The following is a 25,096-nucleotide window of genomic DNA, read 5'->3' as shown; positions in this document are numbered from 1 at the left end:
TCGGCCTAGCGTCTCCGCCAGCCAGGAAAACTCTCCAGATTTAGGTAACGACCGCCTTCCCCGAATGCAAGGGCGCTAATGCGATGCAGCAAGGGTCCGACGGCGTTAAACGTTCTGCCCAGTCACGCCCCATCGCGTATCAGATACCCGGATCAAGCCGCGGCACCTCAGTCAGCAACCAGTCCCGCAACTGCCGGAACTCCTGTCCGTGCGCGAAGGACGGCGAACAGACTAACCACGTCGCAGCACGCGATAGAATTGGCGGACCAAAGGACCGTAAGTATCCCGCCTCGATATCCTGCTCGATCAACAGCGTCCGGCCCAAACCGATCCCCATGCCGCTGACCGCGGCCTGCATCATAAGATCCGCCCTGTCGAACATCTGGTCGATGACAACCCCGCGGTCATCGATCCCCATCCCTGCGAAATAGTCGCGCCAGCAATATCCGGTCCCGTCACCGGCGCCGCGCCGGTCTTCGAGAAACGCCAGATCCCGCAAGCTCACCGCATCGCGGAAATCCTTCATTTCGGGCCGATAGGACTGTCCAACGACTGGCTGCAGAAAACTGGGGGCAAGCCGGACGGAATGCAGGCCGGGATAGGGTCCGATACCATAGCGGATCGCTGCATCCAGCTCATTCGCGCGCAAATCCTGCAGATCGTCTCCGACTTCCAACGAGATCTCCAAATCCGCTGCCCGTGCCCGCGGCAAGGCGGGGAACAGCCATTTGGTCGCCAATGACGATGGCAGCGACAACCGGATCCGTCCGCCCCCCACTCGCAGGCGCAATCGTTCCAAAGCCTGTTCGAACGAAGCCGAAGCGGTTGTTGCGGCTTCGCACAAGATCCTCCCCGCCTCCGTCTGATTAACTTTACGCGTTGTCCTGTCGAACAACCGCACGCCCAATTGATCCTCCAGCGTCTTGATCCGGTGACTGACAGCGGTCTGGTGAATGCCGAGCATCTCGGCCGCCTTCGTGAAACTGCCCGTCGCTGCAACCGCGCGAAGATAGGGAGCGGCCTGAATAGCGATATCAATGTTCCGGGCTGGATTATTCATGAGGATTTTGCATGTATTTATGATCTATACGCTCTACGAGAGATCAATATTCCTGCCTACATTTGACAGTATAGACACTTCAACGAGGAAATTAACATGAATTATATTATTGAGAAAGATCGCACGGTTACGGTTCAGGTCGTTAACGCTTTCGTTCGGGATGGTCAGGGCGGCAATCCGGCTGGCGTGTTGCTGGACGCGGACGATTTAAGCGAAACGGATATGCAGAATATCGCCGCCGGCATGGGCTTGTCCGAAACAGCCTTCGTCTCGAAATCGGTGACGGAAGGGTTCAAGCTCGACTTTTTCACTCCGAACCGTCGGATCGCACATTGCGGACATGCGACCATCGCCTCTTTCTCGCTGCTTCTCCAGGAAGGCCGGGTCGGTGAAGGGGAAACGTCGAAGGAGACCGTAGACGGGCCGCGCAAGATCCTCATCAAGAACGGGAAACCGTTCATGGAACAACTGGCGCCGAGCTATCAGGACGCCACCGCATGGGATGGTGTTACCATCGAGGATGTTCTGACCTCCCTTTCATTGACTAAGGAAGACCTCGACCCGCGCGCGCCCCCCTCCCGCGTCGATACGGGGAACGGCTCCCTGCAAATCGGCGTCAGGAGCGATATGATTCTACGCAATCTGGCGCCGAACCAGGAGGCCATCGCCAAGATTAGCGAGGCGCTGGACCTCGTCGGCTTTTATGTCTTCACGACTGACCGAGCAGCCACGCAAAATGATGCGGCCGCAAGAATGTTCGCGCCGGCATACGGCATTCCGGAAGAGGCGGCGACCGGCATGATGGCCGGACCGCTGGCCGGCTATCTCCACGATCGTTTCGGCATCAAAAAGCCGTCATTCGTGATCGAACAGGGCGGTTACATGACGCCGCCCTCCCCCAGCCTGCTGACCGTGGAGCTGGATCTGGACGGCAACCAGATCCGCGGCATCATGGCGGGCGGCGAAGGCAAGGTGATGGACCGTCGGACGGTTTCTTTCTGATCCGTTGCGCGTTGTCCGCAAGGACGGGGTGGATCATCCCTCGTATCGGCGACGAGCGAGCGGGTGGTTCGCCTCGACCAATGCCTTCAGCCGTTCTTCCTGGACATGGGTATAGATCTGTGTCGTTGAAATGTCCGCATGACCGAGCAATTGCTGAACCACCCGCAAGTCAGCGCCATTGGCCAGAAGATGACTTGCAAAGGCATGGCGCAGCACATGCGGGCTGACCTTGGCCGGATCCAAACCCGCCTCCAGCGCCAATTCCTTCAAAATCTGGCCGAAGCGCTGCCGGGTCAGGTGTCCCTCCTTGCCGCGCGACGGGAACAGAAACGGTGACTCCCTCCCGTCCGGCAAATGCTCGGACCTGTCCTCCAGATAGGCATTGACGGCAAGTCGGGCCGGCAGGCTGATCGGCACGATCCGCTCCTTATCGCCCTTTCCCCTGATCAGCAGGAAGGGCTCGTCCCGCAACACCGCCGTGACCGGCAGCGTCACAAGCTCGCTAACGCGCATGCCGGTCGCGTAAAGAAGCTCAAGCAGGCATTGCAGCCGCGTGCCTTCGGGGCCGACATCCGCGCCTGCGGCGGCCAACAATCGGTCGACATCCTCCTCACTCATGATTTTCGGCAGAGGGCGTCCGCGGCGGGGCGCGTCGATCACGACGGTGGGATCGTCCTGCCGTATAGCCTCCGCGAACAGGAATTTGTGAAACTGGCGCAGGGAGGACAACCGCCGCGCTGCTGTGGATGCCTTCACCCCTTGCCGCGCAAGACCGGCAAGGTATTGGCGGATATGGTCACTGTCCGCCGTGTCGGGCGCGACGCTCCTGGATTTCAGGAAGCCGCAATAATCTATCAGGTCGCGTCGATAGGCCTCTATCGTGTTCGCGGCGGCGCCCCGTTCGACCATCAGCATTTCCAGGAACGGTTCGACGAACCGCGGCAACTTCGCCTGATCGGCCCGGCCCGCCATGACGGGTGTCAGAACCCGGCGCCGAAAGCCGCATCGAGCGCGAGGGCGCGGGCATCTCGCGGCAGGCCCACCGCGGCGAGCGACTGCACCACCGCGCCCATCGTCTGCGGGGCGGCAAGCGCCGGCCCGGCATCACCCAGCATCACCAGCGCCAGAAGCACCGTCTCGCCCTGCCGCAACCCGCTGGCCGATTTGGCGATGGCCCGCGTCAGCGAAGCATTCGGCATGCGCTGAAAATCGGGCTGTGCCGTCAGCAACAACTCTTCCCAAGCCGCTTCAGGAACTGGCTCGCCCAAGGCCTCGAATAACGAATAAAGCAGCGTGACCCGGCGGACCGCCTCATCGGGGGCCGTCTCATGCTGAAGGTCGTGCCACCTGGTCATCGCGTCCCGGCCCATCCGGTCCAAGACCCTGTCGCCGGCAAGGCGCGCGATCGCCCAAAGACGCAGTGCATCCTGTTCCGCCACCGGATCACGGAGCGCTTCGCTCCGCAAGGTTTCGGCCCAATTCCGAGCCTCGGACGCCTCGCCCGCCAGATAGAGCGCACGCGCCGCATTGTTCGCCAGCCACCACAATTCGCGCTGAGGCGGAATGGAAGATATCAACGGCAGGAAGGCCCTGTTCAACAAGGCAGTACGCCCTTCCAGTTTCGCGATGTCGAACGCTTTGCGCAGCAACTCCGCCCTGGCGACCGTATTCTCCTGGCTAAGCGCCGCCTGATACAGAAGCGCCCGTCCCATGGCGCCGCCGATTTCCTCCGCGCTGGATAACGCATTCGACATCATGGCGGAATCGAACTGGATGTCGGCATAGAGCGCGGTAAGGTCATTCGCCGGCAGACGCCCGGCCACGACCAAATCCTCCGCCGCCTGCAACCGTTCGACAGGATCGTTTTCCGACGACAAGGCAATGATACGCTGCGCGGCGGGGCCGGCCTCTTCCATGGCGCCGTCCGGCCAGGGAAGCTTGGCAGTCCGCATCATGGCGGTTTCCAACGCATCCGGCTTTCCGAGCGTCTTTACCGTCCGCGGTTTGCTACCGACAAAATGGCTCAAAATGTCCAGGAAGGGCTGATCGTCCGGGCCGCCCTCTTCCCGGATCAGAGTCGCACCGAATTCGGCACCCGGCGCGTCGCCGGCAACCGCCTTGCAGAACACGGACGCTTTCAGCCAGAAAAAATCATCCGACGGTGGAGCCGCGGTCAAGGCGCACGCGCCTGGCAGATCGTTCCGCAGCAACCGCGCTTCGAGAAGCATTCGCTGCACGTCAGGATCATTCGTTCGGCTGGGCGCCGCCTGGATCAAGGCATCGAGGTCCTCCAGCAATCCCATCTCCAACAAGGACTGCAGGCGCAGATCCAGCAGGGAGGTGCTCGACTTGGCGTCTTCCTCGGTTCCCGGCACGGCATCGTTCGACTGGGCAGCGGCAACCTGCGCGCCCCCGACGACAAGGCCCGGGGAGGCATTCGCGCCCGTCGTCGGCCCGGCCTCTCCATCCAAGGGAATTGCGGCGCGGGACAACAGCAGACGTCGCGTGATCTGCATCTGGACTTCCGAAACCGGCGCGGTCGGCAAACGTTCCATCAGCACATCGATCCGCCGACGCGGCGTGCCGGTCCACATGTCTACCGGGAACCCGCCGGCCCCGGCATCCAATACACCGACCGACTCGGGATCGATCCGCTGCAGGGACTGAACGGCGATCCCCGAGCGGATTTCAACAGGTTCGTTTCGCGTCTCGACAGGGTCCGGTAAGCCCAGCGGAATAAGCTGAAGCGGACCTAGGCTTGGGCTTGCGGTCGGCGCCGGTACCGCGGACGCACCAGGCGCATCCAGATCCAGCTGCTCTTCCTCGACCGTCTGTGCAGGTGTTGGCGCGGGTATGATCGTGGTCTGGGCAAGAACCGCATGCGGCGCGGTCAATCCAAGGCCGACGGACAACCAGACGGCAAGCGACAGGTTGCCGGCGCAGCGCCGGTCAGCGCGGGAAGCGGTCATCCGGCAGGACCCTCTCAACCGTTTGCGACGGGGCGGGGATGTCCCAAGTCGCCAGAAAGACGGCCCCGCCGCCCAGGCCGACCATTAGAAGCGCGAATATGACCAGAATGAATTTACCCATTTTTCAAATTCACTAACCGTTCTTGTTCGTTGCCGAAAAGGCTTTTGCAATGATCCTGGCGCTCCGTTTCCTAACGGTTCCGCAGCCAACCGGAATACCCGTTTCCACCTTGTACAGTGGGCCTAGCAGAAATCACTCTAACCGGAGCGCGATTCGCCCTGCTTTTCCAGTCACCTTCCCATCGTCATCCGCAACGCAGCCTTGCCGGACACCGCGGCAGGGATGCTTTACCCTAACGTCGGACTATGGCAATTCTGCGGCACTGGTTAAAGATCTTTGGGATGGAAATCGGCCGGCATCCCGCCGCAACAAGAAAGTGGAATGGTGCATCCTGAAGAACAGACCGAGGCCGGCGCACCGGTTCTGCCGAAGACGATCGTTCTGATCGGCATGATGGGGGCGGGGAAGTCCACCATAGGCAGGCAGGTTGCCGAACGCCTTGGCGTTGTCTTTCGCGATGCGGACCGGGAAATTGAATTGGCCGCGGGGCGTACCATCCAAGAAATTTTCGCCGAGTTCGGTGAAGAGCACTTCCGCAGCGGCGAGCGACGGGTGATCGCGCGTCTCCTGGAAGACGAGCCCTTCGTTCTTGCCACCGGCGGCGGCGCCTTCATGGATGCCGAAACCAGGGCGGTGATCAAGGAAAAGGCCATCAGTGTCTGGCTGCGGGCCGAGTTCGACGTGCTCTGGGCGCGTGTCAGCAAACGGTCCCACCGCCCCTTGCTGAAGACTCCTGACCCGCAGCAGACTTTACGGGACCTGATCACGGCGCGATACCCGACCTATGGGCTTGCTGACATCACGGTGGAAAGCGCCGATGCGCCGAAAGACGAGACCGCGGAACAGGTCATCGAGGCCCTTCAGGCCTATTTGACCGCGCCCTCACAAATGGACGAACGATAAGATCAAGATCATGAATGCATCCCCCGCCGCCACCCAGTCAGAATCGCGCCGCGTGACGGTCGCCCTCGGCGATCGTTCCTACGACATTCTTATCGGCGAAGACCTGATCGGCCGCGCAGGCCGTTTGATCAAGCCCGTACTGGCGGGCAACCGCGTGATCGTGGTGACGGATGAATCGGTCGCCAAACTTCATCTGGACAAACTCACCGGCAGCCTGACGGAAGCGGGATTGGATCATTCCGCCATCATCCTGCCGCCCGGCGAGGGCACCAAGAGTTTCGACCACTATGCCGGTCTGATGAACGAGTTGCTGGCCCGCGGCCTGGAACGGAAAACGACCATCCTGGCGTTCGGCGGCGGTGTGATCGGCGATCTTGCAGGGTTCGCGGCCGCCACTGCGCTGCGCGGCATTCCTTTCGTGCAAATCCCGACGACCTTGTTGGCGCAGGTCGACAGCTCCGTCGGCGGCAAAACCGCGATTAATGTGCCCGCAGGCAAGAATCTGGTCGGCGCCTTTTACCAACCGCGCATGGTTCTGGCGGATACCCGCATTCTGGACAGCCTGCCGCGACGGGAACTTCTGGCGGGCTACGCGGAGGTCGTCAAATACGGGGCGCTCGGCGACCTCGAATTCTTCGAATGGTTGGAAAAGCATGGCAGCGCCCTGATCGGCGGCGACCATGCCGCCCGCGCGGAGGCCGTCGCCCGCAGCTGTGCGGCAAAAGCGGCCATCGTGGCGCAGGATGAACGTGAGGGCGGCCTGCGTGCCTTGTTGAATTTGGGCCATACCTTCGGCCATGCGTTGGAATCGCGGCTTGGATACGGGCCCGACCTGCTGCACGGAGAAGCGGTGGCAATGGGCATGGCGATGGCTTTTTCACTGTCCGTCCGAATGGGGCTGTGCAGCGGTCAAGACGCGGAAAGGCTAAGGCGCCATATGGCGGCGGTGGGTTTGCGCCTCAAGCCTACCGAGATCGCGGGTGTCGGTTGGGACACCGATGACTTGGTCAAACGCATGTTCAAGGACAAGAAGGTCGAGGCCGGTCGCATCACCTTCATCCTTGCACGCGGGCTTGGCGATGCCTTTATAACAGCGGATGTCGGCGAGTCCGACTTGCGTGCCACATTGGACGAAGCACTTGCCGACTAGCGCGCGGCGGCGGTATGGACCTATTCTCACAGGCTCGGGGGTCGTATCCTGCTGCGTTCGTCCTTATTGTCGAATTCCTGCGCGGAAATCCATTTGATCGATCTTGATGACCGAAACGACTGAAATTGCCCTAACCATCGGGGCCATTGTTCTGCTGCTGATACTGTCGGCGTTTTTCTCCGGCTCGGAAACGGCGCTGACCGCCGCGTCACGCGCGCGCATGCACCAGGCCGCGCGCCAGGGCGACAAGCATGCAGACACCGTTCTGGACCTGATTGCGCAGCGCGACCGCCTGATCGGCGCGATCCTGCTCGGCAACAACCTGGTGAACATCCTGGCCTCCGCCCTGGCCACCAGCCTGCTGCTGCAGTTGGTGGGGGAAACCGGTGTCGTCTACGCGACCTTGCTGATGACGATGCTGGTTCTGATCTTCGCCGAAGTTCTTCCCAAGACCTATGCGATCGCCCAGTCCGAGAAGATGGCACTGTTCGTCGCGCCGGCGATCAAGATTGTCATCAAAGTCTTCTCGCCGGTCGTTTCCGCGGTTCAATTCATCGTCTGGGCCACCCTGAAGGCGTTCGGAATCGAGATTTCCCACGAAATCACGACCGAACTGCACGAAGAGGAACTGCGCGGCGTCATCGAACTGCATGAGGGGGAAGACCCAGAAATCCAGCAGGAACGGTCCATGCTGCGATCGATCCTGGAACTCGACGATGTCGAGGTCGGAGAAATCATGACCCACCGCCGCAACGTGGTGATGCTGGATCTGCAAAAGGGCGTCGGTGAAAATGTCGATGCCGCGCTGGAAAGCCCGTTCACGCGATTGCCGGTGTATCAAGGCGAGGCGGACAATATCGTCGGCGTTCTGCATGCCAAGGCCCTGCTGCGCGAAGTGCGCGCCCGCCATGGCAAGGTCGACGATCTGGATCTCGCCTCCGTTGCCTCGGACCCCTGGTTCATTCCGGACAGCACGTCGCTGCTGGACCAGTTGGAAGCGTTCAAGAAACGGCGGGAACACTTCGCCGTTGTCGTCGACGAATACGGCACCTTCATGGGGATCGTAACGCTGGAAGATATTCTGGAAGAGATCGTCGGCGATATCGATGACGAAACCGATGTCTCCATGCCCGGCGTTCGTCCCCAGCCGGATGGATCATACGTGATCGACGGAACGGTTACCCTGCGTGATTTGAACCGGGATCTGGAATGGGACCTGCCGGATGACGATGCGTCGACCATCGCCGGGCTGGTCCTGCACGAGGCGCGAATGATCCCCGAACCCGGCCAGAGCTTCGTCTTTTACGGCTTGCGGTTCGATATCCTGCGCCGGCAACGCAACCAGATCACCTCCCTGAAAGTGACGCCCCTCGAGGAGGATCCGAATGACGAGCAGGATAAGGACCCGCCCGCTTCGAGTTCCCTCGCGGGCGCGCCGCCGTCAGCCTCATCCAAAGCCGCCGAATAGAGCGGTCTGCCCCGTCAGGAACCCTGTTCAGCCCAGGAGCGCACAATGCCGTTAAGCGAGCCAGCCCCACGCAAGCCCCTTCACACGCGAAAATACGACATGCGCGGCTATATCCGGGAAGATGGATTGTGGGACATCGAAGGACATATCCGCGACACCAAGGCCTATACCTATCAGAACAAATATCGCGGTGAGATGACGCCGGATGACGCCATCCACGACATGTCGATCCGCCTGACCATCGACGACGACTTCGTGATCCAGGCCGTGGAAGCGGTAACGGACGGCAGTCCCTATCTGGTCTGCACCGAAGTTCCGCCGAACTTCCAGCGCATGGTCGGCGCACAGATCGGCCCGGGCTGGCGGAAAACCATCCGCGAACGCCTCGGCGGGGTCCATGGCTGTACGCATATGGTCGAGATGCTGGGCGCGATGGCAACCGTCGCCTATCAGACTGCCTATAGCGGCAGCGCCCAGACCGGCAAGAAGGGCCAGACCGCCGTCAACGACAAGCCGGGAAGACGACCGCGCCTGTTGAATTCATGCCACGCCTATCGCGATGACGGTGAAATCGTCAAACGGCAGTATCCCGACTTCTACACTGGACCCAAGACGTAATCCCGGAAGCGGCTTACGAGGCCCGCAGAGTCTTAACGAATCCGCCCAATCGGGAATTGAGTTCGTTGGAATGGGTGCTCAATTTCGATGCGACGCCTTTGACGTCCTGTGCAGCCGCACTGGACTCGTCGGCCACACCGCGAACCTTGCTGACACTATCCGCCGCGTCCCTGCTCTTCGACGAGACCGTCCCCATCGTCGAGGAAATCTCGCGAGTCGCGACCTTCTGACGGCCGATCGCGTCTTCCATGGCCTCCACGGTTTCTGAGACGGCTGAAATCGTCTCGCCGATGCCGCGGATCGCGCCGACCGCGCCGACCGACGCCTTCTGCATGTCCTCGATCAGCTTGGAGATATTCTCGGTCGCTTGCGCCGTCTGACTGGCAAGCGCTTTCACTTCGTTTGCCACGACAGCGAAGCCTTTGCCCGCATCGCCGGCGCGCGCCGCCTCGATAGTGGCGTTCAGGGCCAGGAGATTGGTTTGTTCGGCGATGTCCTCAATCAGTCCGACGACCTCTCCGATTTTTGTCCCTGCATCCGCCAAACCCGTAACCGCCTGATTCGTGCTTTCTGCTTCTTCAACGGCCTTGCGCGTCGCATTGGCGGAATCGCCCGCCAAACGGCCAATTTCGGCGGTTGCCTGATCCAGTTCCTCGACCGCCGCAGCTGTGCTGCCCACATCTCGACCGGCTTCCTCGCTGGATTCCGCTGACCGTGCGGCGCGGTCGCGCATGGTTTCGGCGGAGTTCAGCAACCCGTCGGCATATTGCGTCAGTTGCGACGACGCACCGGCCACCGCTTCGGCGATTTGGCCGATTTCGGCCTCGATCGAGTTTGCTACCTGAACCAGCGTCTGTTGCCGCATCTCGTCGGCTTCCGCGCGCTGGGCTTCCTGTTGGGCTTGGGCGGCACGAACCGCTTGCTCGGCTTCGGCTGCCTTTTCCAAAGCATCCGCGCTTTCCACGAAGGCACGGCGTATGCGGTCGACCACCCAGATCAGAATGCCGGTCTCGAACACGACGATGACCGCATGCAGGACCACGCGGGCGAAATCGCTTCCGCCGGGAAAAACGAATTCGGGCAGCAGAAAATTGAGGGTCAGGTGATGAACCGCCGTCACACCTGCCGCGACGATAAGCACCTGCCAACTGCACAGGGCCGCCAACATCGCCAGGGCGGCGAAGAAATACATGTGCATGTCGATCTGCCAGGGATGGCCCGCCAAGGCATATACCAGCGTGGAGACGATGCCGATGAACGCCACTGCCAGAACAAACAAGGTCTCATCCGCGGCTTTCCGGACTGCCCACATGCCGATGCTCGAACCGGCGAGGACAGCGACGATGATCGTCGGCATGATCCATGGCACGCCCATCAACAAACAGAAAACGGCTGTCAGCGGGACATGCGCGACCAGAAAGAAAACAAGAAAACGCGCAGATTTCGCCTGAAGATCTTCGATGGCGTTCATGATGTCAGTCCTTCATCGCGTGTTCCGCGATTGCTTGAAGTGGATCTTGTTTCGGACGTCACCCGGGCAGGATCACACCCGCCCGCAACGACGGCATTGAATACGAGCCATGCACCGGCGGCCCGCAACTCACCGACCGGCGGTTCCCGGCCCGGAAAGGAAGCGACCACGATATTGTCCCAACGCCCGGTGCGCTCAATTACGCCGCCTGCTTCGCCGATCGTGGCGATTGCCTGGATCAAACGGGTCTGCGGCGGAAACAGTACGGCAACAGAAGCGCCAGGCGACACTGGTGCGCGCACGGCCATCGCGGTCAAAGCCGCCGTGCAGCAAGTCGCCAACACCAACGCAGGAATGAATTTTCCTAAGGCCACCGCTCTCCCCAGTTCGTACTACAGGCGCAATATTTGAAAACACCTGACGGGTTACGTTTTGGAATCCCGAACGGACCAACGACTACCTAATTAGTGTATATATTTCCTTAACACGCCGACAAAAGTTCGGATTTCGGGCAAATGCCTCACCGTGTCGGCAGCAGTTCAGCGCTCGCGCCGGCAACGTAGGGCGATGGCCCACGCATGTTTTCGTCAATTCGAGCGCGCAGATGTACCGGTGGGTGGGCGCGCTGAGGACAGTCCATACGATCGCAGATCCGGCAATTGACCCCAATCGGCGCGGCTTTGGCCTCCGCCCCCAGAATCATATTGTCGGAATAGACCATCTCCGTCGCGTGCTTCGACTCACAGCCCAGTCCGATTGAGAGCATCCTGGGCTCGGTCCCATGACCGGCGCCCCCTTTGCGCACGGTGCGGGCGATACAGAAATAGCGCGTCCCGTCCGGCAGTTCCGACATCTGTGCCTGGATAACGCCAGGGGTCATGAAGGCGCTGTAGACGTTCCAGCGGGAACAGGTTTCCCCATGCCGGGGAATTGGCAGGCCGGACAACGAGAAGCGTTTCGAAATGTTCCCGGCAACATCCACCCGCAGCATATGCAGCGGGATGCCCGCATGGCCCGGCTTGTTCAGCGTGGTCAAGCGATGACAGACCTGTTCGAACTCCGCCGTAAAACGGTGTTGCAGGAGCTCGATGTCATAGCGCGCCTCCCGCACGCTCTCCAGGAACCGGTCATACGGCATCAGCAGGGCTGCGGCGAAATAGTTGGCCAACGCGACCTTCCCCAGCGCCTTGGTATCTCGATCCTTGATATTGGCTTCCATCAACAGCATGTCGATCACCGGCCCGGCGGAAAGCAGGCCGATCTGATGCGCCAACTGGAACCGGCGACTGCCCGTCGTCAGACGTTCGGAGATGCGCAGGACCTTGCGTTCCGAATCGTAATGCCGCTGATACGGGAAATCCCGGCCCGCCCTGGTCAACGCCGTTTCAACGCCGTGGGCCGTGTGCAGATAATCGACCAGAGCGTCGCGGGACTGGGTCTCGACAATGCCAATCTCCCGACCGACGCGTTCCGCCTCCAGCTCCAGGTCCTCGAAATAATTGACGTTCTCCTGCACGAAATCCGAGATCGCCTCAGCCGGCGCGACAGAACTCAGAATGACCGGTTCCGCCTCCGCATCGATCGCACGCGCGGCAAGGCTGCGCATATCCGCCTGGGACTTGCGATAGGCGTCGTGCATATGCAGCAACGCACGGGCCACATTCGGCACTGTTTCGACCAATGCCCGGACGTCCGAGTTGGTCAGATCCAAGTCCTCGAACATCTCGCTGCCCAGGACGTCCATGATGTCGGCGAAAAGCTGGGTTTCGTCGTCATCGGCGAGATGCGCGAAGTCGACATCGAAGATCTTGGCAAGTTCCAGCAAAAGCGCCGCTGTCAGCTTTCGCTTATTGTGTTCTATCAGGTTCAGATAGCTGGCACTGACCCCGAGGCGCTCCGCAAGCGCGGTCTGGCTTAGTCCTCGGTCGCGCCTGAGCCGGCGGATCTTGCCGCCGATATTCAAACCCTTTCCGGGCCCTTTGGCTTGTGTATCCGGTGAACGTGCCATCGGCATCTCCTTCATTAACAAGCTTTACATTTTGAAAATTATTTACACAAGCCGCTTTACATAGCGTTCATCTGGAAAATGTTGCTGCGCTGCACGCCTTATGAGACCTTGCTTTCAGAGAGTTTTGCCGCGTTACAGCAAATTGACAGAATGTAAAAGGCGCGACGGGGAGGAAGGCCCCGGAGTAAAATCCGGGGCCAGCCCGCAGAACCAGATCGAAATGCTGAAAAGCATGTAAAAAAGGAGTTCCGTCATGGATAGCATTAATCGCAGTTACGAATGGCAGGGCGGCCCGGAAGGCGGCGAGAATTTCCCGGCCCCCGACTACGCCCCCGATCGCTGGGCAACCACGCGCCGCGACTATACGCTCGCCGATGTAGAGCGTCTGCGCGGTTCCGTTCATATCCGCAACACGCTGGCGGAAATGGGCGCAGAGAAGCTCTGGAACCTGATCAACAACGAGCCCTATGTGAACACGCTGGGTGCGTTCACCGGCAACCAGGCCGTTCAGCACGTCCGCGCCGGACTGAAAGCGATTTATCTGTCGGGCTGGCAGGTTGCTGCCGACGCCAACAATGCCGGTCAGATGTACCCGGACCAGAGCCTGTATCCGGTAAGCTCCGTGCCGCAGGTCGTCGAGCGGATCAACAATGCCTTCATCCGCCAGGACCAGATCCAGAACATGGAACAGAAGGACGGCGCCGATACCTCCGATATCGATTGGTTCGCACCGATCGTGGCTGACGCCGAGGCCGGTTTCGGCGGTCCGCTGAATGCGTTCGAACTGATGAAGGCAATGATCAAGGCCGGTGCCGCTGGCGTCCATTTCGAGGACCAGCTGGCGTCCGAGAAAAAATGCGGCCATCTGGGCGGCAAGGTGCTGGTGCCGATCAAGACCATGGTCCGCAACCTGACCGCCGCGCGCCTCGCCGCCGACGTCATGGGCGTTCCGACCATCATCATGGCCCGCACCGACGCGGAGTCCGCCCGCCTGATCACCAGTGACGTCGATGAGCGCGACCGCCCGTTCCTGACCGGTGAACGCACCGAGGAAGGCTTCTTCCGCATCACTGGCGAGATCGACATGTGCATCTCACGCGGCCTGGCCTATGCGCCCTATGCCGACCTGCTGTGGATGGAAACCTCCACCCCGTCGCTCGAGCAGGCCAAGCAGTTCGCCGACGCGATCCACAAGGAGTTCCCGGATCAGATGCTGGCCTATAACTGCTCGCCCTCGTTCAATTGGGCGAAGCACCTGGACGTGCCGACCATGGAGAAGTTCCAGGCAGAGCTTGGCAAGATGGGCTACAAGTTCCAGTTCATCACGCTGGCGGGCTTCCATAGCCTGAACCTGGCCACCTTCAACCTGGCCAAGTCCTACAAGGAACGCGGCATGGCCGGCTATTCCGAACTGCAGCAGGCCGAATTCGCGGCAACCGAAGAAGGCTTCACCGCCGTCAAGCATCAGCGCGAAGTGGGTGTGGGCTATTTCGACGCGGTCAACAACGCCACGGCCGGTGGCGCCGCCTCCACGACGGCGCTGGAGCATTCCACGGAAGCGGCTCAGTTCTAATCCGGTTCCAAAGGCAAACTCGGACCGGGGCCCGGCAGTCGTCCGAGCCCCGGCACGGGCCAAGAATAGAAACGATAAGTCAGCGGAAACGACACGAATAATCTGTACCGACGATTACCCCTGTTCGGTTCGACGTTTACTTACTCCCAAGTAGGTAAACAAAACACTGGCCCCGCCTCTTCCGAGGCGGGGATTTTTTCTGGTCGACGGACCTTGGGTCGGGTCCCTCGACCCGCTCTCGGAACCGCCTAGAACGGCCGATCGCCGTTCACCGTCACCCGATGCATTTCCCGTCGATGACCATGGTAGTCGTTCAGGGCATAATGATGCGTGCACCGATTGTCCCAAAAGGCCATGGAACCGACCTGCCAACGAAAACGGCAGGTGAATTCCGGCGACTTGATATGGCCCAACAGGTAATCCAGCAGCGGCCGGCTTTCCTTTTCCGTCATGCCGTCGAAGCGAACAGTGAAGGGCTCGTTGATATACAGGCTTTTTCGGCCGGTCTCCGGGTGCGTCCGCACAACAGGATGCACCACTTCCCGGGTGACCAGGGCGCCGTCCCGCAGTTTTGTTGACCGTGTGGCGTTCCGTTCCGAATTGGCGCCGGTCAGGAAGGCGTCACTATGGACGGCCTGCATGCCGTTCAGCATTTTTTTCATGCCGTCGGACAGCATTTCGTAGGCCAATTCGAGGTTGGCAAACAGCGTGTCGCCCCCGAAAGGCGGAATTTCCCGGGCATACAGAATGGACCCCATCGGCGGGTTCTCGAGGAATGTGGCGTCCGAATGCCAGGTATCCCCGATATTGTTCAACGCATCCGCTTCCTTGACCACTTGCAGGATTTCGGGATGCCCCTCCAAGGGCTCGTAGACCGGGTGCACATTCAGTGTTCCGAACAACAATCCGAACTTCTTGTGTTGGTCCGGCGTAATGTCCTGGTCCCGAAAGAATATCACCAGATAGTCGCGCAGCGCCTTCTGGATATCCGCAAAACACTCATTCGAAAGCGGCTTGGAGAGGTCCACGCCCGTGACCTCCGCGCCGAGCGCGCCGCACATTGGCGACACTTTCACAGTATTGAAACCATCCGGCGCCTTGGCCAAACGTGGAACGACTTGCAGCATGGCGTATTCCTACCCTTTCGAAGACTGGGAAGCTCTGGCCAGCGCCCAACGCGCGGCCAGATGGGTCGCGACGATCGCGACGCCGAGAATGTCCAGCCCATGCCCCGGGTCGACGAGGCAATAGGCCGCGAACAGATAAAGCAGACGCTCCGGAACGGTCTTGGCAGGGAACCCGCTGATCGCCACACCAAACAGAACGGCGCCGCCGGTTGCCGTCACGATGGCCAGGGCGATCTGATACCAGGAGAGATCACTGCCGATGATCAGCAGTTCCGGATTGAATACAAAAATGTAGGGAATTATGAAGGCCAGGCCGGCAAAGCGGATGGCCGCGATGCCCGTGCTTGTCACCGGCGCCTCCGCCAAGGCCGCCGCCCCGAAGCTCGCAACCATGACCGGTGGCGTGATCAGCGATAGGACAGCGAAATACAGTACGAACATATGGGCGGCGAGCGCCGGCACGCCAAGCTCGATCAAGACAGGCCCGCCAATCGCGATGGTGATGATATAAGCCGCTACCGTGGGCATCCCCATGCCAAGCACGATGCAGGTGATCATCACCAGGACCAACGCCAACATCATTTGTCCCTGCGTGATGTTGATCAGTTCGCTGGAAAGGCGCAGGCCGAAGCCCGTCATGTTCAACACGCCCACCACGATGCCCGCCGCGGCGCAGGCAATCGTCGCGACCACCGTCGTCTTCGCCGCCGTGTGCAGGCATCCCAGAACGGCCGAAAAGGTCAGTCGGGTTTCCGCCTTCAAGGCGGACACGACCAGCGCCGTCGCAATCCCGACCAGGGCAGCCATCATCGGCGAAAAGCCGGACACCAAAGTGCCCACCAATGTCACCAGCGGCAGCACCATATGGGCAAGCCGCATGATATCTCCGCGTTTCGGCATCATCTCCGTCGGGACGCCCTTCATGTTCTCGCGCCGTGCGGTCAGATCGATCGCGACAAACAGCGAAACGTAGAACAGAAGCGCAGGCACCGCTGCCGCGACAATGATATCCGCATAGGGAATGCCGGTGATATCGGACATCACGAAGGCAACCGCCCCCATGATCGGCGGCGTCAACTGACCGCCGGAGGAAGCCGCGGCTTCGATCCCGCCTGCATGCGCGCCACGGAATCCAATTCGCTTCATCAGCGGAATGGTGACGGAGCCGGTCGCCATGACGTTCGCCAGCGCACTGCCAGAGATCGTGCCGAAAGCTGCACTGGTCACGACCGCCACCTTGGCCGGTCCGCCAGGTGAATTGCCAGTCGCCTTCAAACCCACCCGCTGAATCAGCATGCCCGTCTTACACCGTTCGATGAAGGCGCCGAAGATGATGAACAGGAAGACGTATGTTGCCATCGCACCAATGGGACTGCCGAAAATCCCGAAGGTCGTCATGTAGAGGCTTTGGAATACTTCCGGTGTCGGGATGGGACGATGACGGAAGATAGAGAAGGTATCCCCGCCCCAGAGTCCATAAGCCAGCACGACGAGCAGCAGAATAGCGATCGGCGGGCCGATGCATCGGCGGGAGAGTTCGACGACGAGGCCCACCAGGGCGACCGCCGCCCAGGTATCGACATCCGTTGCCTCGGCATAGGCGAACCGCTCTTCCAACCCTGCCGGATCCGCCAAGACCCTGAGCAGCGCGGCGACCAGCAGCACTGCCAGGATCGCATCCAGCGCCCATGAGGCATTCGGTCGTGAAAAGTCCCGTTTCTTTCCTCGGATATCGTAGATCAAGAGACCAACGACGCCGATCAGCAGCAAATGCAGAGGGCGAAGCACAAAGGTCTCGTAGGCCCCGGCCATGGGTACATAAAGGTGATACAGGCTGGCGCCGATGCCGATCGCCATGACCACCAGGGCGGGGACCTGCCACCATCGGCGCGTGGCGGCGCTCATGAAACGTTCTGCCGCGCCGGTATCGTCGACCGCTGCACGCACGGCACCGTTGCTGCTATCAGCTGTAACTACTTCGCTCATGGGATTCCGGCTTTCCGTACCGCCCCCGATCCGGCGTGCGGATCGGGGGCGGCCTGTTTAAAACAGTAGTGCGGTATTGATTTGGATCAGAGCAAGCCGACCTCTTTCCAATACTGTTCCGCACCCGGATGGAATGGAATTCGTACGCCTTTGACGGCAATTTCCTCGCCGAACTCGCCATAGGCCTTGTGCGCCTGGATCATACGCTGACGCCCTTCCCAGGTCGCCTTGACGATATTGTAGGCCCATTCATCGGGTAGTTCGGCATAGGTGGTGACCTGCGTCACCGAACCGATCGTCGGGATATCCGCATCCTGGCCCTTGAAGGTTCCGGCCGGAATCGTGACCTTTTCGTAGTTGAAGGCGTCGACCAAGGCATTTGCGACCGCATCGTCCACCGGAAGGACATGACCTTCACTGACCGACAAAATTTCGTCTACCACCGGATGCGGGATCGATCCGATCACCGTCGCGGACTGTACCACGTTGTCCTGGAACAGGGAGGACATTTCGCCGTATCCCGTATTGACGATCTTCACATCGTCCGCGATTCCCATCTGGGACACAATCCGCTCGAAACTAGCCAACCCCGTCATGCCCGCGCGGCCGGGCGCGGCGCTTTTTCCCGCAAGGTCGGCGTAAGTCTTGATGTCCGGCTTGGCGACGGTCGAAAGGTAGGCACCGTTCGTCGACATCAGCGCACGCAGGTTCTTGACCGGCTTGCCCTCGAATTTCAGCATGCCTTTATAGGCCGCCGTTACGTCCATGGCGAAGGCGAAACCGACTTCGATCTTTTTGGCGCCGACACCCTTCAGGTTCGCAATACCGCCGCCCGGCGTGACGGTGGTCGAGACATCCGGCCAGGTTTTCTTCGACATTTCGGCGATCGCCGCCGCCCCCAGATACCAGGCGCCGCCCTGCCCTCCGCCGACCATTGTCAGGTATTCCGGCGACGATCCGGAAGCCCGGGCTCCGCCGCCGAAACCGGCGGGCAGGACAACAGCGACCCCGGCCGCCAGTCCGCTTCCCATTTTCAAGAACTCTCTACGTCCGACTTTCTGCATAGTTTCCTCCTCCAAGAAGTCAGTTATTTTTCGTTTTGTGTATTAAGTCGGGGCCACGCCTTTATACGGTCGTGGCGGCAATTGTCCGACCCAGTCGGCGGTCTGAAAATGGCGCGCGAGCTCGGCCAGCCGCTTTCCCAGATCATCCAGGTTTTCTTCCGCGATCCGGCTGGAAGGCCCGCCACAGTTGAATGCAGCAAGTGCATCGTTTGAAAGTTCTACCGCGACGCCGACGGCGTTCACGTCGTTCTCCCAAGAGCCTATCGACGTGCAGTATCCTTTTTGCCGGTATTCCTGTTCATGGGCGCGCAGGGATTTCTCGATCTGTTTGAACCCTTTGGGATCCGAGCTTTTGATTTGCACCAGAATGTCATCTTGCTCCGCGTCACCCGCCGCGGCGAAGTAGGCGCGGCCCATGGACGTCGTGTGGATCGGAATGCGTGACCCGATATCCAGTGGTAGGGCCCGCACGGTGCTGTCTCGGGACCGTTCGATCAGGATCATTGAAAGGCCGTCCCGAATGCCGAGGGACACGGTGCCGCGCGAATACTCGGCAAGTTCCTGCATCATTGGCAGCGCCACATGGCGCTTGTCCATCGATGCCATGACCGGATAACCGAGCGTCAACACCCGCGGATGAAGCTGGAAGCGTCCCGATTCGGGATCCGCATAGATGTAGCCCAATTTGACCAGCGTATGGACCAGGCGGGCCACAGTCGTCTTGGGCAGACCCGTCTCCTTCGACAGCTCGCCCAGGCTCATCCGGTTTCTGTCCGGCTTGAAGGCGGACATGACCGCCAACCCGCGCGCAAGCCCGTTTACGAAAGCCCTGTCCTTGGGCTCTTCCATCGCCTCGTTTCCTTATCCCGGTCTGCCGCTCTGTCGGCGGCTTGTCGCGTGTTCCGCGAAATTGCATGACGAGAGTTCACACCATATAACCAAGCAATGTCAATATGCGGTATGATGTACCGCTTAGCGGAACGATTAACTATGCAGGGAACGACCATGAAACGCATCACACTGGTAACCGGGGCGAACCGGGGAATTGGCCTGGCGACGGCACATCTGCTCACCGAGCAGGGGCATGCGGTAATCGGCACCGGGCGAACACGGCCGGACGATTTTCCCGGGGATTTCTATGAAGTGGATTTCGCTGATGCGGACGCTCTTGCCCGGATCGGCACGGAGATCGCGAAGGGCCACGCGGTCACGGGCCTGGTCAACAATGCCGGCATTTCACGCGCTTCGGATATCGAGACGACCTCGCTCGACGACATGGACCGGCACTATGCGGTGAATGTACGCGCCGTGGTTCAGCTCACGCAGGCGATGCTGTCGCGGCTGCGGGAAGCGCCGGCGGGCGGGCGCATCGTGAACATTGCCAGCCGTGCGGTACTCGGACGGGGAGTAAGGACACCCTATGCCGCCAGCAAGGCGGCGATCGTCGGACTGACCCGCAGTTGGGCCTTGGACCTCGCCGCGCAGGGGATCACGGTCAACTGCGTGGCGCCGGGCCCCGTGGCGACCGTGCTGTTCAAGAACAATCATCCCGACGGATCGCCCGAACTTGCGGCCGTGACCGCCGGCATTCCGATGGGCCGGCTCGGCCTGCCGGAGGAAATTGCCGGTCCGATCGCCTTTTTCCTGTCGCCGGCAGCCAATTTCGTGACCGGACAAACGCTGTATGTCTGCGGCGGCGGCAGTATCGGGCGCGACCCCGTATAGCACCTGGGGCGCATTGACTCGCCCCGCGGTGGGCTGGTCGGGCGGCTTCGGGATGGGCCGATATTCCCTCTGGTCATCTCCCTCCTCCCTCTGTATATAAGCCGCTCAACGCCCGCCCCGCCGAAACGCCGCAAGGCATCGGCCGGGAATAGGGCGGATGACTTGGCCAGGCACCCGTAGCTCAGCTGGATAGAGCGCTGCCCTCCGAAGGCAGAGGTCACAGGTTCGAATCCTGTCGGGTGCGCCACGTTCCCACCTTTCCGTCCAAGAACCTTCGAACACGGATGCTGACTTCCGCGTGAAGCGGTGCTGCAATTGGCATATCGCAGGGTTAAGTGGATCCGGTTAGGAGAACGCGTTTGATCGACTTACCCTGGAATGACCGGCGTGGGCGGTTCAGCGGATTGCGGGCCGGGGCTTGTTTGCTGGCGCCGGCGCCCGTCTTGTGGCTGTTTTATCTGGCCGTAAGCGGAGGACTGGGGCCGCGACCCTATGAGGCGGCAACGCATGAGGCCGGGCTGTGGACCCTGCGCCTGCTGTTAATCACCCTTGCCGTGACACCGCTGCGGCGCGTGACCGGCTGGGCGCGGTTGGCGGGGATTCGGCGGCTGCTGGGACTGACGGTTTTCGCCTATGCCGCCGCGCATCTGACGTTGCATGTCGGCGACCAAGGCTGGCATGTCGGCCGCGCGGCATCCGAAATCGTCAATCGGGTCTACCTGACCATCGGGTTCGCGGCGCTGATTGGGCTCGGCCTGTTGGCCGTAACATCAAACGACAAGTCGGTCCGCCGGCTGAACATCTGGTGGCACCGTCTGCATCGGATCGTCTACGCACTCGCGGCGCTCGGCATTCTGCACTTTTTCATGCAGACTAAGCTGGAAGCGACCGAAGCCGCCCTGATGATGGGTTTCTGGCTGTTACTGATGGGGTGGCGGCTTGCACACCGACTGGGCGCCGATGTCACCTCACCGGCGACCCTGGCATCCGTGGCACTGATTTCCGCTGTGGCGACCGCCGCCCTCGAAGCAACCTGGTACGGGGTTGCGACGGGTATTCCGTGGCAAGCGGTTCTGGCAGCAAACCTGGAACCGACACCCATGCCGCGCCCCGCAATCTGGACGGCAGTAACGGGATTGTTCGTGACCCTTCTTCCGCTGTTGCAGCGCCTGACAGCGCTTAAGCGCCCTCAAGAGTCCTGAGCCAGGTTTGCTGAACCACGTAGGCGTCGAAGATAGCGCGGTGTCGGCGTTCGCCGAGGACCGCATCCTAGGTATCGTGCCAGCGCTGCATCTGTGCCTTCAGCAACTCGTTCAGCGGGCAGGCAACGACTGCGGTTGGCCGCTCATGGCCCTCCGGCAGATCGCGTTGTTATTCAGGACCGCGGCCCAGGCCACGACCAGAATCCGATATGCAGCAGTTCAAAACACCCGTCGCGCCGTCAGCACACGGCGACATCGGCCCAGCGCGTGTCTTCGAACAACCGGCCCCGATACCGACCTGACAGAATGTCATCCCTGGCGCGGCCCCAGGAGCGAGACCATTCGGACGGGTCGCGCAGGACCTCGTCCAGGTTCGCGCGGCTTCTTGCCACAAAGCCTGGAAAGGCCGGCCTACCCGAGGCTTGCCCGGTCGGGTGATACCGCAGATCCATGCTCCAGCGCAGGCCATTTGAACGATTGGGATAGGCCCGGTGGACATTCATCTTATGGAACAGGACGACGCCGCCCTTGCCAACCGGCAGAGGAACCGGGTCCCGGCCCTGAAGTGTATGTTCAGGCACGTGCGGTTCCGAGGCTAGTTTCGCGTTGGCGCAATGAACCCGTCCCCCATCGCGGTGCGATCCTGGGATAGAGGCCAGACAGCCGTTTTCGATTGTCGCCTCGGTGATCGCCAGCCAGACCGTCAGCTGCGCCGTATCGTCCGCCTCCGGCAGCAGCGCGACGATATCCTGATGCCATGTCGTCGCACCAATATTGGAATGACCGGACACTTCCGACCTGAGGTCTTTTTCCGGCGGCTTCATACGCATCTGCTGTACCGGGCTGGAACTGATCTCCGGCCCGATGAAGGCCTCCACCACGTCCAATATCCTTGGATGGCACAGCAGACCGAAGACGGCAGGGCCGCTATGCATGCGAAAGGTATCCGGATCGATTCCGCCATTCAGCAAGGGCAGGGAAATGTTGAAGAACCGGTGCAGATCCGGGAATTCGCCGACCAACCGGCCATACCGGTCGCCGAAGGCCAGCCCGTCATACCGGCTGCTTACCTTGCCCTCCGCAAACAGCCTGTGGGCCAGGCGGTCCAGCAGATCTGCATATTCGTTTTCGATCGGTAACAGATCGTCCGGCGGCACCAACTGGTCGATCGCGAGGAACCCGTTCTCCTCGAAAAATTCCTTCTGCTCCGCGTCTATGACGGGAGGGATATTCTCTTCACTCATGCTCGCGACCTCCGCAGGGTTGCGCATCCTTTGTCAATGGCGCCGCCGCCTATCGTCCTAAGGACTGCCCGTTCAGGCATACTGAGATTGAGTTTGACGCCAAACAAACGCATTCTTAGGGGCGTAAGGGGTCTTACTGTTCGTGCCTATTTGTCCAAGGACCATCCTGATGCAACGGAAACTGCCGTCATTGCCGGCCTTACAGGCTTTCGAGGCCGCCGCCCGCCACGAGAACTTCGCCACGGCCGCAAAGGAATTGAACCTGTCGCAATCCGCCGTCAGCCACCGGGTGCGCGGGCTTGAAAGCCACCTTGGCTGTCCCCTGTTCGAACGGCTTCCCCGCGGCCTGCGCCTAACCGAATCCGCAAAGGCCTATCTGCCGACGGTTCGCAGCGCTTTCGAAGAGATATCGAGCGCAACCGCCGGCGTCTTCGGCCAAACCGGACGGACGGTCCTGAACATTCGCGCGCCGATCAGCTACACGGTGTTGTGGCTGTCTTCTCTGGTGGACCGGTTTCAGGCGGATTTCCCGCATGTCGAGATACACCTGTCCAGTTCGATATGGGTCGAGCGCAATGCGACCGGCGAGGCTGATGTGGAATTCAGGATCGGCCAGGGAAGTTGGGAGGGGTTTGACGCGGAACTGCTGTTCCGGGACCCCCTTGTGCCGGTCTGTTCTCCGTCCACGGGCACGGCGATAACCATGCCGGCGAGCCCCGAAACATTGGCAGGCTGCAGCCTTGTCCATGTGATGGGGACGGAAGATTACTGGGGCCGGTTCTTTGCCGCAAAAGGCATTGAGCGGCCGCGGCGGAAATCCGACATTAGGGTTGATTCATCGATTGCCGCAGCGGAACTGACTGTGGCGACGAAACGGGTCGCATTGATCCACGAGCGCTTCGCCAAGCCCTATATTGAACACGGTCGATTGATGATTGCGTCGCCGAGCAGGGTCCACCCGCAGGAGGGCGTTTATCTTCTGCGCCCGAGGGGGCCGGAACAAAGGAAGCCTGAGGCCCTGCTGTTCGAACGGTGGATCAAGGACCTTGAGACGGCTATGCCTGCTCCAGTGTCCTGAGCCAGGTTTGCTGAACCACATAGGCGTCGAAGCTGGCGCGGTGACGGCGTTCGCCGAGTTCGGCGAGGACCGCATCCTTGGTATCGTGCCAACACTGCATCTGTTCTTCCGATAGGATCATCTCGAGCGCACTGATCTCGAATTCCGGCTCAACACCGCTTTTGTGGAAAAGATCGATCAGCCAGGGTTTGTCGACGACCCATCCGTCTGTATAGACCGTCTTTCCTTTCAGCAGCGCGTTCAACTCCCGCGCCACGACCGCCGTCGGTTTGCCGTGATCTTCCAGGATATCGCGCGGAATACGGTGAATTCGTTCCGCTGCCTCATCCCAATGGGTCCAATCCTCCACCGGCAGGATCAGGGAACAGAATTTCGACCCGTCGCCCAGCGCCAGCCCGACTTCGATCGGATAGCTGTCCGGGCCGAAGCCGGACGCTTCGATATCAATAATGTCCGGCGCGCGCCGTTGCGATTTCTTCATCGGCAAAGATCCCGATATCCGACCACTCTCCAGATCCGTTTCGGAGTGTGCGGCAAGAATGCATGGGCGTAAACCGTTTGCCTGCTTGTATGATTCGATAACGCGGGAGTCATCGGACCGGTTGGAAAAATTGTCACCAGGACAATCCCATCCTTGCCGTCAGCGTCACGCGATGCACCATGTTTGGACGCGAGGTACGGAGGTGAACATGGGAAACAAGGCGCTGATGCGGAAGTTGACCCGCTACATGGCTTGGGCCGACGATGTCATGCTGCGCAACGCGGAGCAATTGCCGGTCCCGGAACTGACCGCACAGCGGGACACACTATTCGGCAGCATCAATGGCACGTTCGATCACGTCTTGCTGGTCGGGCAGGTTTTCCGCGCCCATCTCGAAGGACGCCCGCATGACTTCACATCCCGTCATCCGACGAAGAACCGGTCCTTCGCCATGGTCGCCGAAGAGCTTCGCGCGCTGAACGCATTCTATGTCGATCTGTCCGATCGGATGGACCCAACCGATTTGAAGGATGTTGTTCGCTTCACCTTCATAGGCGGCGGGCAAGGATCGATGTCGCGGGAGGAAATTCTCCTGCATCTCGTCAACCATGCCACCTACCACCGCGGGTTCGTCAGTACACTGATCTTTCCATTCCGGGTGAGCGGGCAGGCAAACGATCTGACCGTTTTTCTGCGCGATGTCTGGCCCGACCTGGTCCGGACCGATCCTTCCCTGGTGCCATGATCCTCGGCCCCTTGGATCCTCGCCCGCTTGCCCCGCTTTGTCGCAATGGCAGTATCATGCTAGCGTTTCGCGCCATGTCGTACCCTTTGCGGGCTACCGCC

At 60.7% G+C, this 25,096-nt stretch carries 23 protein-coding genes and 1 tRNA gene; 12 read left to right on the top strand and 12 right to left on the bottom strand.

The annotated features are described in order from the left end of the window. Nucleotides 1-139: 139 nt before the first annotated feature. On the bottom strand, nucleotides 140-1,060 hold the full coding sequence (locus tag ACQK2G_RS22965; RefSeq protein WP_425407369.1) for a LysR family transcriptional regulator: 921 nt from the start codon (nucleotides 1,058-1,060) through the stop codon (nucleotides 140-142). A gap of 96 nt (nucleotides 1,061-1,156) precedes the next feature. On the opposite strand from ACQK2G_RS22965, the gene ACQK2G_RS22960 reads away from it, so the two are divergent. Next, a complete protein-coding gene (locus tag ACQK2G_RS22960) occupies nucleotides 1,157-2,062 on the top strand; it encodes a PhzF family phenazine biosynthesis protein (RefSeq protein WP_425407368.1) in 906 nt (301 codons plus the stop codon). A gap of 33 nt (nucleotides 2,063-2,095) precedes the next feature. Here ACQK2G_RS22960 and xerD read toward each other — a convergent pair whose 3' ends face one another. Genes xerD through ACQK2G_RS22945 form a run of 3 tightly spaced genes read right to left on the bottom strand, consistent with a single transcriptional unit; the run spans nucleotide 2,096 to nucleotide 5,152 of the window. Beyond that, nucleotides 2,096-3,034 (bottom strand): site-specific tyrosine recombinase XerD, encoded by a 939-nt coding sequence (gene xerD / locus ACQK2G_RS22955; RefSeq protein ID WP_425407367.1) that lies wholly within the window; start codon nucleotides 3,032-3,034, stop codon nucleotides 2,096-2,098. Between the two features lie 8 nt (nucleotides 3,035-3,042). Next, a complete protein-coding gene (locus tag ACQK2G_RS22950; RefSeq protein ID WP_425407366.1) occupies nucleotides 3,043-5,031 on the bottom strand; it encodes a hypothetical protein in 1,989 nt (662 codons plus the stop codon). Next, entirely contained in the window at nucleotides 5,012-5,152 is a 141-nt protein-coding gene (locus ACQK2G_RS22945) for a hypothetical protein (protein ID WP_425407365.1), read from the bottom strand. The genes ACQK2G_RS22950 and ACQK2G_RS22945 overlap by 20 nt, the downstream gene beginning before the upstream one ends. Nucleotides 5,153-5,473: 321 nt before the next feature. Between ACQK2G_RS22945 and ACQK2G_RS22940 the strand changes: the two genes are divergently transcribed. The 4 genes from ACQK2G_RS22940 to ACQK2G_RS22925 all read left to right on the top strand — a co-directional run bounded on the left by ACQK2G_RS22940 (nucleotide 5,474) and on the right by ACQK2G_RS22925 (nucleotide 9,291). Continuing rightward, nucleotides 5,474-6,055, top strand: coding sequence for a shikimate kinase (locus ACQK2G_RS22940; protein ID WP_425407364.1), 582 nt, complete (start codon nucleotides 5,474-5,476; stop codon nucleotides 6,053-6,055). Nucleotides 6,056-6,065: 10 nt separating this feature from the next. Next, nucleotides 6,066-7,205, top strand: coding sequence for a 3-dehydroquinate synthase (gene aroB, locus ACQK2G_RS22935; RefSeq protein ID WP_425407363.1), 1,140 nt, complete (start codon nucleotides 6,066-6,068; stop codon nucleotides 7,203-7,205). 106 nt (nucleotides 7,206-7,311) lie between these two features. Beyond that, nucleotides 7,312-8,673, top strand: coding sequence for an HlyC/CorC family transporter (locus tag ACQK2G_RS22930; RefSeq protein WP_425407362.1), 1,362 nt, complete (start codon nucleotides 7,312-7,314; stop codon nucleotides 8,671-8,673). Nucleotides 8,674-8,718: 45 nt separating this feature from the next. Next, complete coding sequence (locus ACQK2G_RS22925; RefSeq protein ID WP_425407361.1) at nucleotides 8,719-9,291, top strand: DUF2889 domain-containing protein; 573 nt, start codon at nucleotides 8,719-8,721, stop codon at nucleotides 9,289-9,291. A gap of 13 nt (nucleotides 9,292-9,304) precedes the next feature. Here the strand turns inward: ACQK2G_RS22925 and ACQK2G_RS22920 are convergent, their stop codons facing one another. Next, nucleotides 9,305-10,648, bottom strand: a complete 1,344-nt coding sequence (locus ACQK2G_RS22920; RefSeq protein WP_425407360.1) for a methyl-accepting chemotaxis protein — start codon at nucleotides 10,646-10,648, stop codon at nucleotides 9,305-9,307. Nucleotides 10,649-10,696: 48 nt separating this feature from the next. Between ACQK2G_RS22920 and ACQK2G_RS22915 the strand changes: the two genes are divergently transcribed. Beyond that, nucleotides 10,697-11,173: a hypothetical protein gene (locus ACQK2G_RS22915; protein WP_425407359.1), complete on the top strand. Its 477-nt coding sequence runs from the start codon at nucleotides 10,697-10,699 to the stop codon at nucleotides 11,171-11,173. Nucleotides 11,174-11,282: 109 nt separating this feature from the next. Here ACQK2G_RS22915 and ACQK2G_RS22910 read toward each other — a convergent pair whose 3' ends face one another. After that, nucleotides 11,283-12,770, bottom strand: coding sequence for a helix-turn-helix domain-containing protein (locus ACQK2G_RS22910; protein ID WP_425407358.1), 1,488 nt, complete (start codon nucleotides 12,768-12,770; stop codon nucleotides 11,283-11,285). Nucleotides 12,771-13,023: 253 nt separating this feature from the next. Here ACQK2G_RS22910 and aceA point away from each other — a divergent pair, with 253 nt between their 5' ends. Continuing rightward, the gene (aceA, locus tag ACQK2G_RS22905) at nucleotides 13,024-14,343 is read left to right on the top strand and encodes an isocitrate lyase (protein ID WP_425407357.1); all 1,320 of its coding nucleotides are present in this window, start codon (nucleotides 13,024-13,026) and stop codon (nucleotides 14,341-14,343) included. Between the two features lie 248 nt (nucleotides 14,344-14,591). Here the strand turns inward: aceA and ACQK2G_RS22900 are convergent, their stop codons facing one another. The 4 genes from ACQK2G_RS22900 to ACQK2G_RS22885 form a co-directional block, all read right to left on the bottom strand. After that, nucleotides 14,592-15,470, bottom strand: a complete 879-nt coding sequence (locus ACQK2G_RS22900) for a TauD/TfdA dioxygenase family protein (RefSeq protein ID WP_425407356.1) — start codon at nucleotides 15,468-15,470, stop codon at nucleotides 14,592-14,594. 9 nt (nucleotides 15,471-15,479) lie between these two features. Further along, the gene (locus tag ACQK2G_RS22895) at nucleotides 15,480-17,456 is read right to left on the bottom strand and encodes a TRAP transporter permease (protein WP_425407355.1); all 1,977 of its coding nucleotides are present in this window, start codon (nucleotides 17,454-17,456) and stop codon (nucleotides 15,480-15,482) included. 86 nt (nucleotides 17,457-17,542) lie between these two features. Next, nucleotides 17,543-18,520, bottom strand: coding sequence for a TAXI family TRAP transporter solute-binding subunit (locus tag ACQK2G_RS22890; RefSeq protein ID WP_425407354.1), 978 nt, complete (start codon nucleotides 18,518-18,520; stop codon nucleotides 17,543-17,545). A gap of 42 nt (nucleotides 18,521-18,562) precedes the next feature. Next, nucleotides 18,563-19,369: an IclR family transcriptional regulator gene (locus ACQK2G_RS22885; protein ID WP_425407353.1), complete on the bottom strand. Its 807-nt coding sequence runs from the start codon at nucleotides 19,367-19,369 to the stop codon at nucleotides 18,563-18,565. A 156-nt stretch (nucleotides 19,370-19,525) separates the two neighbouring features. On the opposite strand from ACQK2G_RS22885, the gene ACQK2G_RS22880 reads away from it, so the two are divergent. The 3 genes from ACQK2G_RS22880 (at nucleotide 19,526) to ACQK2G_RS22870 (ending at nucleotide 21,447) form a co-directional block, all read left to right on the top strand. Further along, nucleotides 19,526-20,245, top strand: a complete 720-nt coding sequence (locus ACQK2G_RS22880) for an SDR family oxidoreductase (protein ID WP_425407352.1) — start codon at nucleotides 19,526-19,528, stop codon at nucleotides 20,243-20,245. A gap of 170 nt (nucleotides 20,246-20,415) precedes the next feature. Next, nucleotides 20,416-20,492: transfer RNA gene (locus ACQK2G_RS22875), tRNA-Arg, on the top strand. Between the two features lie 112 nt (nucleotides 20,493-20,604). After that, nucleotides 20,605-21,447 (top strand): sulfite oxidase heme-binding subunit YedZ, encoded by an 843-nt coding sequence (locus ACQK2G_RS22870; protein ID WP_425407351.1) that lies wholly within the window; start codon nucleotides 20,605-20,607, stop codon nucleotides 21,445-21,447. 239 nt (nucleotides 21,448-21,686) lie between these two features. On the opposite strand, the gene ACQK2G_RS22865 is transcribed toward ACQK2G_RS22870, so the two are convergent. Next, nucleotides 21,687-22,691 (bottom strand): phytanoyl-CoA dioxygenase family protein, encoded by a 1,005-nt coding sequence (locus ACQK2G_RS22865; RefSeq protein ID WP_425407350.1) that lies wholly within the window; start codon nucleotides 22,689-22,691, stop codon nucleotides 21,687-21,689. 169 nt (nucleotides 22,692-22,860) lie between these two features. Here ACQK2G_RS22865 and ACQK2G_RS22860 point away from each other — a divergent pair, with 169 nt between their 5' ends. After that, a complete protein-coding gene (locus ACQK2G_RS22860; protein WP_425407349.1) occupies nucleotides 22,861-23,769 on the top strand; it encodes a LysR substrate-binding domain-containing protein in 909 nt (302 codons plus the stop codon). Here ACQK2G_RS22860 and ACQK2G_RS22855 read toward each other — a convergent pair. Continuing rightward, a complete protein-coding gene (locus tag ACQK2G_RS22855) occupies nucleotides 23,747-24,250 on the bottom strand; it encodes a hypothetical protein (protein ID WP_425407348.1) in 504 nt (167 codons plus the stop codon). The two genes, ACQK2G_RS22860 and ACQK2G_RS22855, sit on opposite strands and share 23 nt — an antisense overlap. 208 nt (nucleotides 24,251-24,458) lie before the next feature. On the opposite strand from ACQK2G_RS22855, the gene ACQK2G_RS22850 reads away from it, so the two are divergent. Beyond that, entirely contained in the window at nucleotides 24,459-24,995 is a 537-nt protein-coding gene (locus ACQK2G_RS22850) for a DinB family protein (protein WP_425407347.1), read from the top strand. Nucleotides 24,996-25,096 lie beyond the last annotated feature (101 nt).

Source organism: Hwanghaeella sp., assembly GCF_965227365.1.
In the GTDB taxonomy this organism is placed as follows: domain Bacteria; phylum Pseudomonadota; class Alphaproteobacteria; order UBA8366; family Aestuariispiraceae; genus Hwanghaeella.
Note: the sequence above shows the minus strand (reverse complement) of the source record. Positions and strands in the feature narration are given on the sequence as shown.